Origin of the sequence: Pseudomonas psychrophila, assembly GCF_001043005.1 — a bacterium.
Taxonomy (GTDB): Bacteria; Pseudomonadota; Gammaproteobacteria; order Pseudomonadales; family Pseudomonadaceae; genus Aquipseudomonas; species Aquipseudomonas psychrophila.
The window spans coordinates 1,233,243-1,247,298 of sequence record NZ_JYKZ01000001.1 but is presented as its reverse complement, the minus strand read 5'-3'; the positions used below and the strand labels follow the sequence as shown (position 1 = coordinate 1,247,298).

The 14,056-nt window shown below is 58.4% G+C and carries 16 protein-coding genes; 8 read left to right on the top strand and 8 right to left on the bottom strand.

Annotation, left to right across the window (positions count from 1 at the left end; genetic code table 11):
- The 4 genes from TU76_RS05795 (at position 1) to TU76_RS05780 (ending at position 4,877) form a co-directional block, all read left to right on the top strand.
- Positions 1-540, top strand: a complete 540-nt coding sequence (locus tag TU76_RS05795) for a single-stranded DNA-binding protein (protein WP_048351232.1) — start codon at positions 1-3, stop codon at positions 538-540.
- A gap of 271 nt (positions 541-811) precedes the next feature.
- Positions 812-2,926 (top strand): mechanosensitive ion channel family protein, encoded by a 2,115-nt coding sequence (locus TU76_RS05790; protein WP_048351231.1) that lies wholly within the window; start codon positions 812-814, stop codon positions 2,924-2,926.
- Between the two features lie 144 nt (positions 2,927-3,070).
- Positions 3,071-3,955 (top strand): sugar nucleotide-binding protein, encoded by an 885-nt coding sequence (locus tag TU76_RS05785; protein WP_072022790.1) that lies wholly within the window; start codon positions 3,071-3,073, stop codon positions 3,953-3,955.
- Complete coding sequence (locus tag TU76_RS05780) at positions 3,948-4,877, top strand: NAD-dependent epimerase/dehydratase family protein (RefSeq protein ID WP_019824335.1); 930 nt, start codon at positions 3,948-3,950, stop codon at positions 4,875-4,877. Before TU76_RS05785 ends, TU76_RS05780 begins: the two co-directional genes overlap by 8 nt.
- A 57-nt stretch (positions 4,878-4,934) precedes the next feature.
- Here TU76_RS05780 and TU76_RS05775 read toward each other — a convergent pair whose 3' ends face one another.
- The 5 genes from TU76_RS05775 to TU76_RS05755 all read right to left on the bottom strand — a co-directional run bounded on the left by TU76_RS05775 (position 4,935) and on the right by TU76_RS05755 (position 8,987).
- Positions 4,935-5,633 (bottom strand): OmpW/AlkL family protein, encoded by a 699-nt coding sequence (locus TU76_RS05775; RefSeq protein ID WP_019824333.1) that lies wholly within the window; start codon positions 5,631-5,633, stop codon positions 4,935-4,937.
- A gap of 138 nt (positions 5,634-5,771) precedes the next feature.
- Entirely contained in the window at positions 5,772-6,296 is a 525-nt protein-coding gene (locus tag TU76_RS05770; protein WP_048351229.1) for a DUF3299 domain-containing protein, read from the bottom strand.
- Between the two features lie 10 nt (positions 6,297-6,306).
- Positions 6,307-7,572, bottom strand: coding sequence for an ABC transporter permease (locus tag TU76_RS05765; RefSeq protein WP_019824329.1), 1,266 nt, complete (start codon positions 7,570-7,572; stop codon positions 6,307-6,309).
- A 1-nt stretch (position 7,573) separates the two neighbouring features.
- A complete protein-coding gene (locus TU76_RS05760) occupies positions 7,574-8,284 on the bottom strand; it encodes an ABC transporter ATP-binding protein (protein ID WP_019824328.1) in 711 nt (236 codons plus the stop codon).
- Between the two features lie 139 nt (positions 8,285-8,423).
- Positions 8,424-8,987, bottom strand: coding sequence for a DUF2796 domain-containing protein (locus tag TU76_RS05755; RefSeq protein WP_046810340.1), 564 nt, complete (start codon positions 8,985-8,987; stop codon positions 8,424-8,426).
- 134 nt (positions 8,988-9,121) lie between these two features.
- Between TU76_RS05755 and TU76_RS05750 the strand changes: the two genes are divergently transcribed.
- Entirely contained in the window at positions 9,122-9,496 is a 375-nt protein-coding gene (locus TU76_RS05750) for a hypothetical protein (protein ID WP_019824324.1), read from the top strand.
- Positions 9,497-9,568: 72 nt separating this feature from the next.
- On the opposite strand, the gene trxA is transcribed toward TU76_RS05750, so the two are convergent.
- Genes trxA through TU76_RS05735 form a run of 3 tightly spaced genes read right to left on the bottom strand, consistent with a single transcriptional unit; the run spans position 9,569 to position 11,611 of the window.
- A complete protein-coding gene (gene trxA, locus TU76_RS05745) occupies positions 9,569-10,444 on the bottom strand; it encodes a thioredoxin (protein WP_019824322.1) in 876 nt (291 codons plus the stop codon).
- Between the two features lie 31 nt (positions 10,445-10,475).
- Positions 10,476-11,165 carry a class I SAM-dependent methyltransferase gene (locus TU76_RS05740; RefSeq protein WP_046810532.1) on the bottom strand — a complete coding sequence of 230 codons (690 nt, stop codon included), beginning with the start codon at positions 11,163-11,165 and terminating at the stop codon, positions 10,476-10,478.
- Complete coding sequence (locus TU76_RS05735) at positions 11,162-11,611, bottom strand: YbaY family lipoprotein (protein WP_048351228.1); 450 nt, start codon at positions 11,609-11,611, stop codon at positions 11,162-11,164. Before TU76_RS05735 ends, TU76_RS05740 begins: the two co-directional genes overlap by 4 nt.
- 139 nt (positions 11,612-11,750) lie before the next feature.
- Here TU76_RS05735 and nrdR point away from each other — a divergent pair, with 139 nt between their 5' ends.
- The 3 genes from nrdR to TU76_RS05720 are packed head-to-tail and all read left to right on the top strand — an operon-like array spanning position 11,751 to position 14,054.
- A complete protein-coding gene (gene nrdR, locus TU76_RS05730; RefSeq protein ID WP_019824317.1) occupies positions 11,751-12,215 on the top strand; it encodes a transcriptional regulator NrdR in 465 nt (154 codons plus the stop codon).
- Complete coding sequence (gene ribD / locus TU76_RS05725; protein ID WP_019824315.1) at positions 12,212-13,345, top strand: bifunctional diaminohydroxyphosphoribosylaminopyrimidine deaminase/5-amino-6-(5-phosphoribosylamino)uracil reductase RibD; 1,134 nt, start codon at positions 12,212-12,214, stop codon at positions 13,343-13,345. Before nrdR ends, ribD begins: the two co-directional genes overlap by 4 nt.
- A 46-nt stretch (positions 13,346-13,391) precedes the next feature.
- The gene (locus tag TU76_RS05720; RefSeq protein WP_019824314.1) at positions 13,392-14,054 is read left to right on the top strand and encodes a riboflavin synthase; all 663 of its coding nucleotides are present in this window, start codon (positions 13,392-13,394) and stop codon (positions 14,052-14,054) included.
- The last annotated feature ends 2 nt before the right edge of the window (positions 14,055-14,056 follow it).

Genomic DNA, 14,056 nt, shown 5'->3' with positions numbered 1-14,056 from the left:
ATGGCCCGTGGGGTTAACAAAGTTATATTGGTCGGCACATGCGGCCAGGATCCCGAAGTTCGCTACTTGCCTAACGGTAATGCCGTGACCAACCTGAGTCTGGCAACCAGCGAACAGTGGACTGACAAGCAAACTGGCCAAAAAGTCGAAAAGACTGAATGGCACCGTGTATCGATGTTCGGAAAAGTTGCCGAGATCGCTGGCGAATACCTGCGCAAGGGTTCGCAGGTATACATCGAAGGCAAGTTGCAAACCCGTGAGTGGGAAAAAGACGGTATCAAGCGTTACACCACCGAAATCGTGGTCGACATGCAAGGCACCATGCAGCTTCTTGGTGGCCGTCCACAGGGCGACCAGCAAAACCAGGGTGGTGGTAACAACTACCAGCAACAGCAGTCCGCTCCGCGTCAGCAGGCTCAACGCCCTGCGCCGCAGCAGCAGCCTCAGCAGCCTCAGCAGCAATCGCGTCCAGCGCCGCAACAGCAGGCACCACAACCTGCTCCGGACTTCGACAGTTTTGATGACGATATTCCGTTCTGATTTGTAGCTTTCGAGCTTCATCGCAGTACTAAAAAAGCCCGTCGCTGATTCAGCGACGGGCTTTTTTTGTGCCGCACTTTTTGCAGGGAAGGGCATGGTTGATCCGTGACAGGACTCGCTTGTGCTGCATATGAGAGAGTTTTCTCACGAAGGTGCTGGGTTAATCCGTGGATTGACTACGCTGTACCGGGAAGCGCGCGTCGAGTCGCCGGCCGATTTTCTCGGTTCGTTGCGACCTGCTCGCCAGACTTGTCCAGGAGGATTTCCGGGTTTGCTCACATTCAAGACAGCGATTTTGTTCCTCATCCTGTTGTTATCAGGCAACGGTGTTGTTCAGGCAGCGCCTACGCTGGCCTCCATCATGAAAGCCGAAGAGTCCGACGGTAAGCCACCCGTATTGGTCGATGGCGGTTTGCTGGGCGCCTTGGGTGCCGGTATGGATGAGGTCCAGAGCCAGCTGGGCTCCAGCGTGCATCAGTTAGGTGCCTGGAGTTTGCGTATCAAACGAGCGGCACAAGAAGTCGAGGAGCTGGGGGTTCAGGCATCGACTCATCCTTCGTGGAACGGGGTGGGGGATTTTTTCCTGTTATCCGTGATCTGGGTATGCGCCTTCATCGGATTAATGCTGGCAGGACGTTGGCTTGCGAGTTATTTGGGCAAGAGTCGTCGAATTAACAGCAGGCCGCGGATCCAAGCGCTTATCGGCTACGGGTTACCTTATTTGGTGCCTGCGCTGCTCAGCTTATTACTGACGTTGTATGTCAGTCGTTTCCTGAACGACTCCCTTGGCCGTTCGCTGGCGCTTAGCCTGTCATATGCCAGCAGCGGAGGGGTGTTCTGCTCGGCACTGGTGCTGTCACTGAATACGATGTTTGATGTGGAACACAAACGACGTGCAGTTCAGATCATTCGCGACTACGCCATGCGCCCGCTATTTTGGACCGGTTTTTTGGCTGCTTTGAGTGATGCCATGAACAGCCCGCAAATTACGCTGGAAATTGGCGGCAACATTGCGACCTGTCTCTCGGTGTTTTCAGGGTTGATGGCGTGCGCCATTTTAGCCTTTTTGGCAGTCCGGCTTCGTCGTCCGGTTGCTCACTTGATGCGTAATCGGGCCTTGGCTCAGCGTCTGGGGCAGCCGGCATTGCAAGAGTCATTACGCATTTTTTCGGTGCTCTGGTATTGGCCCCTATTGCTAATGCTGCTGGCAACGGCACTCAACTTGCTGGGTGTGGGCGAGGGTAGCGAGCGCGCTTTGCGCAATGCGCTGCTGACATCCGGCTTGCTGATCGGCACTGTATTTCTGAGTACGATCCTGCATCACTCATTTCGTACGAAAGTTCAAAGCTCCGGAGCCTATAAAGATCGCTTTATGAATGTGGTTTACGCCTTGCTGCGTATTGCCCTGGCGGTGAGCTTTATTGAGCTATTGGCTAATATCTGGGGTTTCTCATTGCTGGCCTTTGCTTCAGACAGCAATACCGGCCGGGTTATAAGCGACTCACTGGGGCACATCCTGCTGATTTTTCTGGTGACCTGGTTGTCGTGGGTCGTGCTCGACACAGCTATTCAGCAAGCGCTGGAGCCCACGACCAACCGACGTGGCACCCGCGAACCCAGCACGCGGATCAAAACCATCCTGCCGTTGACGCGCAATGCGATCAAAGTGGTGTTGGTGGTGATCTGTACCATCACCACCATGGCCAATCTGGGAGTTAACGTGGCTCCCTTCCTGGCGGGCGCCGGAGTTATCGGTCTGGCGATCGGCTTCGGCTCTCAGCAACTGGTTCAAGATGTGATCACCGGATTGTTCATCATCATTGAAGACACCATTTCGGTCGGCGATTGGGTCGTGATCGACTCTTCCCACGCGGGTACGGTCGAGGGGTTGACCATTCGGACCTTGCGGCTGCGGGACTCCCGTGGCTTTGTCCACTCGGTGCCGTTTGGTCAGATCAAGGCGGTGATCAACCACTCTCGGCAGTTTGCCTATGCATTTTTTTCAGTACAGTTCACTTACGACACTGACATGGACAAGGCGACAGCCCTGATACGGGAGGCGGGGAATAAAATCAGTGACGATCCTTTGCTGAGCCTCAGCTTGCAGGGCTCGTTGACCATTTTTGGTGTCGACAGCATGAACCTGGACGGTGTGACGATTACTGCGCAGTTCCGCACCCTGTCGGGGGCGCAGAACACCGTTAGCCGGGCATTCAATGACCGGCTTAAAAAGCTTGTGGATAAGTCGCCTGAAGTGCATTTTGCGCAACATTATCCACAGGGGTTCCTGATGCCTGTTCGTGAGCCGGAACAATCATCGCAAACAGACTCCTCGGCGCAACGGTCTACAGTGCTGCTGTCAGACATCCCGCCGCGATCACAGTGAGGGCCAGCTACATGGGGGCAGTTTGTCAGTGACGAGTGAGGCAGAAACCCGCAAAATGAGGCTATCTTGATCATGGTCAGCAGCTTTCACGGCTGGTTTTCTGGTATATATCACCGTTCTGAATAGACTGAGTCTGCATACTTTATGCGAATGCGCCTTATGTTATTGGGCGGCGGAAATGCCCTCGGGCAGGCGCTGATTCGTCTGGGTGCCGAGGAAGACATTAATTTCCTTGCCCCGCGTCCACCGCAAGACGGTTGGGACGCCGCGAGCCTCACGCAACTGCTCGACGACACCCGCCCGGATGCTGTCATCAACCTTGCGTACTACTTCGACTGGTTTCAGGCGCAGTCAGTGAGTGAGACCCGCCTTGCCGCTCAAGAGCGTGCTGTCGAGCGTCTGGCTGAGTTGTGCCAGCACCACAGCATTACCTTACTGCAACCTTCCAGCTATCGAGTTTTCGATGGGTCGCGAGCCACGGCCTACAGCGAGAAGGACGAGCCAGTCCCGCTAGGGTTGCGCGGTCAGGCCCTGTGGCGTATCGAGCAAAGTGTGCGGGCCATTTGCCCACAACACGTGCTGCTGCGTTTTGGCTGGTTACTGGATGACAGCCCCGATGGCACCCTTGGGCGGTTTCTGGCTCAAGCCGAAAAACCGGGCGAACTGCTGATGGCCGATGACCGACGGGGCAATCCGACACCGGTGGACGACGCCGCGCGGGTCATTATCTCGGTACTCAAGCAGCTTGATTGTGCGGCGCCCCTGTGGGGCACTTACCACTACGCCGGGCATGAGGCGACGACGCCGCTGGCGCTGGGCCAGGCGATTCTGGCCGAGGCGCGCAACCTGCACACGCTGGCAATCGAAGCACCTACGCCCCAGGCACATGCCGCGCGGCCGGATGCGGCTGAAGAGCCTCAGCACGCAGTGCTGGCGTGCAAAAAAATTCTACACACCTTCGGGATCAAGCCTCGCGCATGGCGTGCGGCACTCCCCACTTTACTGGACAGGTTTTATCGTCATGGTTGATGCTCCCGTTTTAATCACCGGCGGCGCCGGATTTATTGGCTCCAATCTTGTAGATGCCTTGTTGGCCAAAGGCTACGCGGTACGAATTCTCGACGATATGTCCACTGGCAAGCGCAGCAATCTGCCAATGGACAACGCACGGCTCGAACTGATTGAAGGTGATGTGGCAGATGCCGCGCTGGTGACCAAGGCCATGGCCGGTTGCAGTGCCGTGGTTCATCTGGCAGCAGTCGCGTCGGTGCAAGCATCGGTGGACGATCCGGTACGTACTCATCAAAGCAACTTTATCGGCACCCTGAACGTGTGCGAAGCCATGCGCGAAACCGGCATCAAGCGCGTTGTGTTTGCGTCCAGTGCTGCGGTCTATGGCAATAACGGCGAAGGTGAGTCGATCGTCGAAGACACGCCTAAAGCGCCGTTGACCCCTTACGCCGCCGACAAGCTGTCCAGCGAGTACTACCTGGATTTCTACCGTCGCCAACACGGTCTTGAACCGGTGATTTTCCGCTTCTTCAATATCTTTGGCCCACGCCAGGATCCATCTTCGCCCTACTCAGGCGTGATCAGTATTTTCAGTGAACGTGCTGAAAAGGGTTTGCCGATCACCATTTTTGGCGATGGCGAGCAAACCCGCGACTTCGTTTATGTGGGCGATCTGGTCAAAATCCTGGTGCAGGCTGTGGAAGCCACAACGGTTCAAGAGGGCGCGATCAACGTTGGCCTGAACAAGGCTACGACTCTCATGCAGATGCTTGCAGCCCTGAGCGAAGTCGTTGGAGAGTTGCCACCGATCAGCCACGGCCCGGCCCGTTCTGGCGATATCCGTCATTCCCGTGCCGACAACAGCCGTCTGTTGCAACGCTTCACCCTGGGTGAAACCACACCGATGAGTGTCGGACTGGCGCGCCTGCTCGGTCGCTAATGTTTTTTCGCTCACAAAAAAGGCGCCTTTAAAGGCGCCTTTTTTATGGGGGCGGGCTTAGAACTTGTAGCCCAGACCTACCATGTAAACCCATGGGTCTACATCAACGTTGACCTTGGCGCGTGTGCCCGGTGCGACGGCGTTGTTTTCGACCGTTGCGCGCGTGTCGATATCGATATAGCGCGCTTGGGCGTTGATCATGATGTTATCGGTCAGCATGTAGTCAGCACCCAGCTGCCATGCCATGCCCCAGGAGTTTTTCGCCTTGAAGTTGTCGAAACCTTCGGCGCTGGCGCTGCTGCCGACGTGTTCGTCGTAGATCCAGGTGTAGTTGATACCGGCACCCACGTAAGGCTGGAACACCGACTTGGAATCCAGTGGGTAGTAAACAACGCTCAAGGTCGGTGGCAAGTGCTTGAGGCTGCCCAGTTTGCCGTTGGCCGCAGCAAGGCCGGTGCCCTTGAGTTTGACGTCATGCTCAAACGGCGTTGCCGCCAGCAGTTCGATACCCACATGGTCGGTAATCATGTAAGCAAAGTTGAGACCCAGTTGCGTATCACTGCTCATGGTCGCCTTGCCACCCAGATCGGTGCCCGCCAGTGGGCCCTGATCAACCTTGACGCTGGAGCTGTCGGCCTTCGGGTTTACGGTGATGGCACCGGCACGCAGAATGATGTCGCCTTCGGTGTGTGCGTGGGCAAGAGGCGCGACGACAGCGAGCGCAAGGGCGGCTGCGCTGAGCAAAGACTTGTGCATGGGAGCTCCATTGGGATATTTAAAATTTATATAGCCAATGGTAATGAGCCCGCACACCCGTTCAGTTGACCCAGCTCAATGAAAAGATGAAGTTGTGAAAAATTCGTTAGTTGCCAAGAGCGCCCCGGTGCTTTTGATTTACTCCGGCAATTCGTACACCACGATCTTCTGCGCATCCATCTGATAACCCGCATCCGCCAGCTCGCTGGTACTGGCCTTGACCTGCATCGCCCCTACGATCCAGTACGGCTGGTATAGCTCGTCGAGTTTGACCCCCTCTTTGCTGGTCACATGCACGATCTGGTTCGACGGTGGGGGCGGTACGTGAATGCACGCGCCGAAGTAGGGCACCAGCAAAAAGTCCGTGGTACGGCCATCTTCGCTGACCTCAAGGGGCACGATATACCCCGGCAGGCGAATCAGTTGGCCGTCCAGCGCCGCAACTACCGGCGCGTTGGGCAAGTTCTGCCTGGCTGCCGGAGCGGTCTCCATGTCACCGATCTGAGACAAGTCGTGCAGCGGCGTCATGTCCGGGGCTTCAGGTGGCGCATCCGGCGGGATCATCTCAGACCAGGTCAGCTCTTTTGGGTCGGCTGCCCACAGCGGTGTCGCCACCAACAGTAAGAGCGCCAGTACCACGCGTGAGATTGCAGACCTTTTCATAAACGTAGGCTCATAAACGAATGGACAGGCCGTCGGCCAGCGATTGTCGATAGGCGCGCCAAGCGGGCACGCAGCCCATCAGCAGGGCGGCTGCCAGAATACCGCCCAGCAGCGTCCATTCATATTCACTTGGCCATGCCAGTGGCAAATACAGTCCGTAATTGGATTGCACGTAGCCTTGAGCGATGGCGATGCACACATACAGCAAACCTACACCTGCGATCACCCCGGCCAATGCCAGCGCGAGGGCTTCGAAAATCAGCAGGGTTGCGATGTGCCAGGGCCGTGCACCCACGGAGCGCAGAATCGCCATCTCGCGGCGACGTTCATTGAGGCTGGTCAAAATCGCAGTGAGCATGCCGATCAGCCCGGTCAATACCACGAACAGCGAAACCACAAACAGCGCCTTTTCAGCGGTGCTCATCAGGCTCCAGAGCTCTTGCAGGGCCACGCCCGGCAAAATGGCCATCATGGGTTCTCCGCGAAACTCATTGATTTCACGTTGCAGGGCAAAGGTGGAAATCTTGCTGTTCAGGCCCAGCATGAATGCGGTGATGGCCTGTGGCGTGAGGTCCATATTGCGTGCCTGATCGGCGCTGACACGCCCGGCACCATGGGCGGGCACACCGTTGTGCCAGTCGATATGAATCGCTTCCATGCCGCCAAGGCTGATGTGCAGCGTGCGATCAACCGGGGTGCCGGTGCGCTTGAGAATGCCGACCACGGTGAACGGTTTGTCGTCATGTTTGACCAGGCTGATCGCTGCCACGCCATGGGCCAGCACCAGCTTGTCGCCCAGTTTGTAATGCAGCGCCTCGGCGACTTCGGCACCCAGTACCACTTCGAAAGGATCGGTTGCAAAGGCCCGGCCACTGTCCAGCTTCAGGTTTTGTTTGTGGCCATATTGATAGTGTTCAAAGTAGTTCTCGTTGGTGCCCATCACCCGATAACCACGATGCGAGTCACCCAGGGACATGGGAATTGCCCATTTCACTTTCGGGTTGTTGGCGAAGTGTTCAAAGCTGTCCCAACGAATGTTGTTGGTGGCATTGCCGATACGAAATACCGAATACAGCAGCAGGTTGACCGAGCCGGAGCGCGCGCCAACGATCAAGTCCGTACCGCTGATGGTGCTTGCAAAGCTGGCCCGGGCTTCGGTGCGCACCCGCTCGACTGCCAGCAGCAGGCAGACCGAGAGGGCAATGGCGAAGGCGGTCAGCAGCGCGGTAAAGCGGCGATTGGCCAGGCTGGCCAGCGCTAGACGAAACAGATACATCTCAGACCTCTACCTGTGTGGCGGCGCGATTGAGTTCAGACAACGACAGATTGCGGTCGAACAGGGGAGCCAAGCTTTGATCGTGGCTGACAAACAACAGGCTGGCGCCAGCCTCGCGGCATTCGGCAAACAGCAACTGGATAAAGGCTTCGCGGGCGTCGGCATCCAGCGCAGAGGTGGGTTCGTCGGCAATCACCAGTTCGGGCTGGCCGATCAATGCGCGGGCGGCGGCAACGCGCTGCTGCTGGCCAATTGATAACGAATCGGCGCGACGCTCCAGCAGCGCCGGGTCTTTGAGGCCCAAATGTGCGAGCAGGGTTTGCGCGGCGTTATCCACACTGCCATGGCGCTGCACGGCGCGGCTGGCGCGTAGTTTGGAGAAGTGGCAAGGCAACTCAACGTTCTCGCGAACCGATAAAAACGGCAGCAAATTGAACTGCTGAAAAATATAGCCCGTGTGATCAACCCGAAAGCGGTCGCGTGCGCCCGAGCCTAGTTCGCTCAGTTCCTGGCCCAACAAGCGGATCGTGCCCAGGTCGGCTTTTTGCACCCCGCCCAGCAAACCCAACAGGGTAGTTTTGCCACTACCGCTGGGGCCTTTGAGAAACAGGGTTTCACCGGGTTCCAGGCGAAACGCCGGGATATCCAGCAGCACGGGGTGCCCCGGCCAGCTGAAGCTCAGGTCGCTCAGTTCGATAAGTGCTTGGGTCATGGGGAGAGGAAATCGCCTGTGTCATCGGGGGGTGTTTTTTGTGGGAGCGGGCTTGCTCGCGATCCAGACGCTGCAGTCTTTCAGTGAAAGCACGGTGACGCCATCGCGAGCAAGCCCGCTCCCACAGAGGGGCGGGTATTTAAAACTTCAGCGTAGGTGCCTTGGCCGTCACTTCCACCGCTTGCTGACCACTTGGGCCGATCAGTTGTACCTTGAATTTATGCGTGCCGGGGAATGTCTTGAAAAACTGGGCCAGGTCCAGGGCTTTCAGCGCATCCGGTTGACTGCAGGTAAAAGCGTAGTGGGCTTCGATATCACTGTGGTGGTGTTCGCCCTTGGTTACCCCTTCTTCGGGAGACGATTCGAACAGCGGGCTCTTGAGCTCTTGCTCGTCAGCGGTGCAGCCGGCGGCCTTTGGAATGCTGAACAGTACCAGCGGGTTTTCCAGTTGTTTGCGGGCCGAACTGACCTTGGCCTTGTCCGAGTCGGTCGTGGCGACGTGTTCAAAACCCACCAGATTCATGGATGGACCGTCCAGGTCCAGCTCCAGCGTCTGACCGTCCAGCGCCACATTCAAGCTTCCCACGCCATGTTCATGGGGCGGCAAGCTGCTGTGCTCATGGTCATGGTCATGAACGTCGGCGGCGTGAGCCATCGCCAGCGGCAACAAGGCAAACGGCAAAGCAAGAAGCAAACGGCGCATGGGAGCACTCCAGCAAGAAATATGAATATTTTGTTATGTGATCTTATAACAAGTGTTGCGAGAGTTTGCCCGTGTGCTTGGCGTTACGCAAGACGCATGGGAGCATGGCTTCCTGAAATTTGAGGAGCACAACGATGGTGCGCATTCGCGGAACGATAGGCGACTGGCCGGTGGATTTGACGGTGGAGCTGGATGACGGCGATTGGGCGAAGCTGGGCGCGCAGTTGCCTGTGGGTGAGGCGCCGACCATTCAGCCACCGGCCAAGCCAGCGAATCAGGATGATGCCGTGTGGGAAACCACCAAAGACTTGCTGCGCAAGGCCGGCCAGATGACCGGGCCTGAGCTGCTGGGGCAGCTTGAAGCGCTGACCGGCAGCACGGGTGCGGGCAAGCGCCTGTTGGTTCGCCTGCGCCATTGTGCCGAGGTCAAGGTGGTCAGCGGCGCAGATTCACCGATTTATAGTTGGGTTGAAACTAGCTCTGTGGGAGCGAGCCTACTCGCGAAATAACGCGTGTTGACTGTATAGCCGCAGTGCTCTTGAGACCTTCGCGAGCGGGCTCGCTCCCACAGTGGGTGGGGGTTAGTACAGCGCTGCAAACAGCTTGCGGCGGTACGTGGTGACCAGCGGGTGGTCGTTGCCCAGCAGGTCGAACACTTGCAGCAACGTCTTGTGGGTGATGCCTTCGTTATAGCTGCGGTTGCGGGTAAACAACTTCAGCAAGCCGTCCAGAGCCCCTTCATATTGCTGGCGCGACAATTGCTGAATCGCCAGTTGGTACGCAGCTTCATCGTCCTGCGGGTTTTGTGCCACGCGGGTTTTCAAATCGGCAACATCAGGCAAGTCTGCCGCCTGGCGCAAAAACGTCAGTTGCGCCTTGGCCCCTGCCAGCTCGGCTTTGTGCTCGTCGCTTTTGACCGCATCCAGCACGGCTTGCGCTTCAGTCAGTTCACCGCGCTCGGCCAGGCAGCGGCCATACAGGATGAGTGCCATGGCGTTGCTGTTGTCTTCAGTCAGGATGCTTTTAAGCAGGGCTTCGGCATCGGCAAAACGGCTTTCGGCGAACAGCGCCTGAGCCTGTACCAACGGGTCTTCCACGGCGGCTTCAGGCATGACTACGTGAGGGGCGAGCATGGTGCGGATGGCCGACTCAGGCTGTGCTTCCTGGAAACCATCGACAACCTTGCCGTCCTTGAACAGCACGACCGTGGGTAATGTCTGAATACCGATGCGGCCCACAATGTCCTGCTCGACATCGCAATTGACCTTGGCCAGCAACAATTCGCCCTGATAGTCCTCGGCGATTTGTTCCAGGATCGGCAGCATCACCTTGCAAGGCGCGCACCACTCGGCCCAGAAATCCACCAGAACCGGCTGGTCGAAAGAGGCCTGGACCACTAATTTGTCGAAGTCCGCGGAGGTTACGTCGAAGCTGTAAGCAGGCGTAGGCTGATTCATTATGTGTCTCGAAGCAGGTAAATGAGGGCAACTATAAAGGCTCGACGCGAGCGCTGAAAGGCGTGGGTTCGCGTTGCGCGTGATACAGGCTGACGTTGCGAAATTCGTGGGGTTCGGCCAGGTCGGGCAAGGTCAGTGCCTTGAGCATTTCCAGTGGTCGGTACAGCGGATGCTTGAAGTCGCGCACGCGGGAGTCGGCTACCAGCGCCTCTTGGCCGCGGGTTAAAAAATGATCCAGCAACGGCAGGTTTTCACGGTCATACAGCACGTCAGCCACCAGGATCAGATCGAACCGGTCGACCTCGGCAAAAAAATTACTGCAATAGCCCAGTTGCACATCGTTGAGTTGCGCATTCGCCCGGCATGCAGCCAGCGCCAGCGGGTCAAGGTCGCAGGCCACGACTTCCAGTGCCCCCGCCCGTGCAGCCGCAATCCCCGCCACGCCGGAGCCGGCGCCAAAATCCAGCACGCGCTTGCCTTTGACCCAGTGCGGGCGGTCGGCCAAAAAACGCGCCAACGCCAACCCGCTGGCCCAGCAAAACGCCCAGTAAGGCGGCTCGTAGAGAATGCGTCGGGTTTCGTCAGGGGTGAAGGCACGATCCATGTTGTGCGCATCGATCAGCCAGAGCTTGAGCGCAGTGTCGGGCAAGTCGGTAATGATCAGTTGCGCATCACCCAACAACTCGCCTAACGACTGCTGCAGGTCTAGCGGTGTATTCATGGTGCTTTGACGAATGCCAGAGTGCCCAGCGCCTGCGTTGCGGGCTGGCTGATAATTCGTGAAGGCAGGTGCAGGATCAGTTGCCCGGACTGGCTGGCCCGACCGCGCAGCTCCACCCGTGCACCGGCCGGGAAGGCTTCGGGGTTGAAGCGCAGCTTGAATGGCAGCGGCTGGTTATTACCGATGATTTTGCTGCTGGCCATCAGTCCTTGGGGGCGTCCGCGCTCGTCGACAATCAGCATTGCCAACTCAACCTCGGCGCCCGCCGGGGCACCGGTCAGCACACCGCTGAGCTCGCGCTGGTGAGCGGGCAGCGGGCCCAGGTCAGCCGGGGCGTCGGTTTTTGGCTGCGTCAGCACTTGGGGCTGTGCCGATTTTGGTGGCTCACTGCTACAAGCCACCAGCAAACTGGCAAGGCACAGCAAAACAAGCGTTCGTAGCGGCATACACGGCTCCAGCAGCAGGTCAGTCGATGTATCAGATTGTGTAAAACATAGTAGCCCGACTGTATACCGTAAAGCCTATGGCTTGTCTTGCCAGTGGGATGCGCTAACATGGCGCTCCCCATTTTTGTTGGCTGCCACCATGCACTGTCCCTTCTGCGGTGCCAACGACACTAAAGTCATCGACTCGCGTCTGGTCGCCGAGGGCGACCAGGTGCGTCGCCGGCGCGAATGCCTGGCCTGTGGTGAGCGTTTCACCACCTTTGAAACAGCCGAGTTGGTGTTACCCCGTCTGATCAAGCAAGACGGCAGTCGTCAGCCCTTCGACGAAGATAAGCTGCGCGCCGGCATGCAGCGTGCGCTGGAAAAGCGCCCGGTGAGTGTCGAGCGCCTTGAAGCGGCGCTGGCGCGAATCAAGCACAAGCTACGTGCCACCGGCGAACGTGAAGTCAAATCGCTGGTGGTTGGTGAACTGGTCATGGGCGAGCTGCAAAAGCTCGACGAAGTGGCCTATATCCGCTTTGCCTCGGTCTATCGACGCTTCCAGGACTTGAACGAGTTCCGTGAAGAGATCGACCGACTTGCCCGTGAGCCCTCGAAAGAATGACCCAGTCCACTGAACAATCGATTTTAGACATCCATTACATGGCGCGTGCCATCGAGCTGGCGCGCAACGGTTTGTACACCACTCACCCCAACCCGCGTGTCGGTTGCGTAATCGTGCGCGACGGGCAGATCGTCGGCGAAGGCTGGCATGTGCGCACCGGCGAGCCCCATGCCGAAGTCCACGCGCTGCGCGCAGCGGGCGAACTGGCCCGTGGCGCTACAGCCTATGTGACCCTTGAGCCGTGCAGCCATCACGGGCATACCCCGCCGTGTGCCGAAGGCCTGATCAGTGCGGGCGTGGCGCGTGTAGTTGCGGCCATGCAAGACCCCAACCCGGAAGTCGCCGGGCGCGGCCTCAAACGTATGGCTGACGCCGGAATTGAAGTGCTCAGCGGTGTGCTTGAAACCCAGGCCAGGGCGCTTAATCCAGGCTTCCTCAAGCGCATGGAGCACGGCCTGCCGTTTGTGCGGGTCAAGCTGGCGATGAGCCTTGATGGCCGCACCGCGATGGCCAACGGCGAAAGCCAGTGGATCACAGGTCCTGAGGCGCGCTCTGCCGTACAGCGTCTGCGAGCCCAGGCCAGCGTCGTGCTGACCGGAGCCGACACGGTTCTGGCTGACGGCGCACGCCTCACGGTGCGCGGTCCCGAGCTGGGCCTGAGCCCTGAACTGACCGCGCTGGCGCTCAGCCGCCCGCCGCTTAGAGTGTTGATCGACGGGCGTTTGCGAGTACCGCTGGATGCACCTTTTTTCAAAGCCGGGCCAGCGCTGGTCGCGACCTGCGTGCCGCCTGCCGAGCAGTACCGCACGGGGCCCGAATGCCTGGTGATTCACGGCGCCAACGGCCAGGTTGACCTGCGCAAACTATTGGTTGCGCTGGCTGCACGCGGCGTCAACGAAGTGCTGGTCGAGGCCGGTCCGCGTTTGGCTGGGGCATTTGCCGATCAAGGTCTGGTCGATGAGTACCAGATCTTCGTCGCGGCCAAGTTCTTGGGCTCCACAGCCCGGCCACTGCTTGAGCTGCCGTTGACCCACATGAGCGAAGCACCATTGCTCAAAATCACCGAAATGCGCGCGGTGGGCGATGACTGGCGAGTCACTGCCATTCCCGTGCCGCCAGCGAGCGTATAATTCTCAGCCTTCGTTTTACGCAGGCTTTGTTCTCAAGGGGAACGCCATGTTTACCGGCATCATCGAATCCATCGGCAGCATCCGCGCACTGACCCCAAAGGGCGGCGATGTGCGGGTTTCCATCGACACCGGCAAGCTCGACCTGAGCGACGTCAAACTCGGCGACAGCATCGCGATCAATGGCGTGTGCCTGACTGCCGTTGAACTGCCGGGCAACGGATTTGCGGCTGATGTCAGCCGCGAGACCCTGGATTGCACCGCGTTCAACGACCTGAAAAGCGGTAGCCGAGTCAATCTGGAAAAAGCCCTGACCCCGACCACGCGCCTGGGTGGTCATCTGGTGAGCGGTCACGTTGATGGCGTGGGTGAAGTGATCTCCCGTGAAGAGAACGCCCGTGCCATCGAATTTCGTATTCGTGCGCCCAAAGAACTGGCCAAGTACATCGCCCATAAAGGCTCGATCACCGTCGACGGCACCAGCCTGACCGTGAACTCGGTCAATGGCGCCGAGTTCTCTCTGACCATCATTCCGCACACCCTGAGCGAAACCATCATGGACGACTACCGTCCGGGTCGCCGGGTCAACCTCGAAGTCGATTTGCTGGCGCGCTACCTTGAGCGTCTGCTGCTGGGCGATAAAGCCGCCGAGCCGACCTCGGGAGGCATCAGCGAAAGTTTTCTGGCCGCCAACGGCTACCTCAAATCCTGACT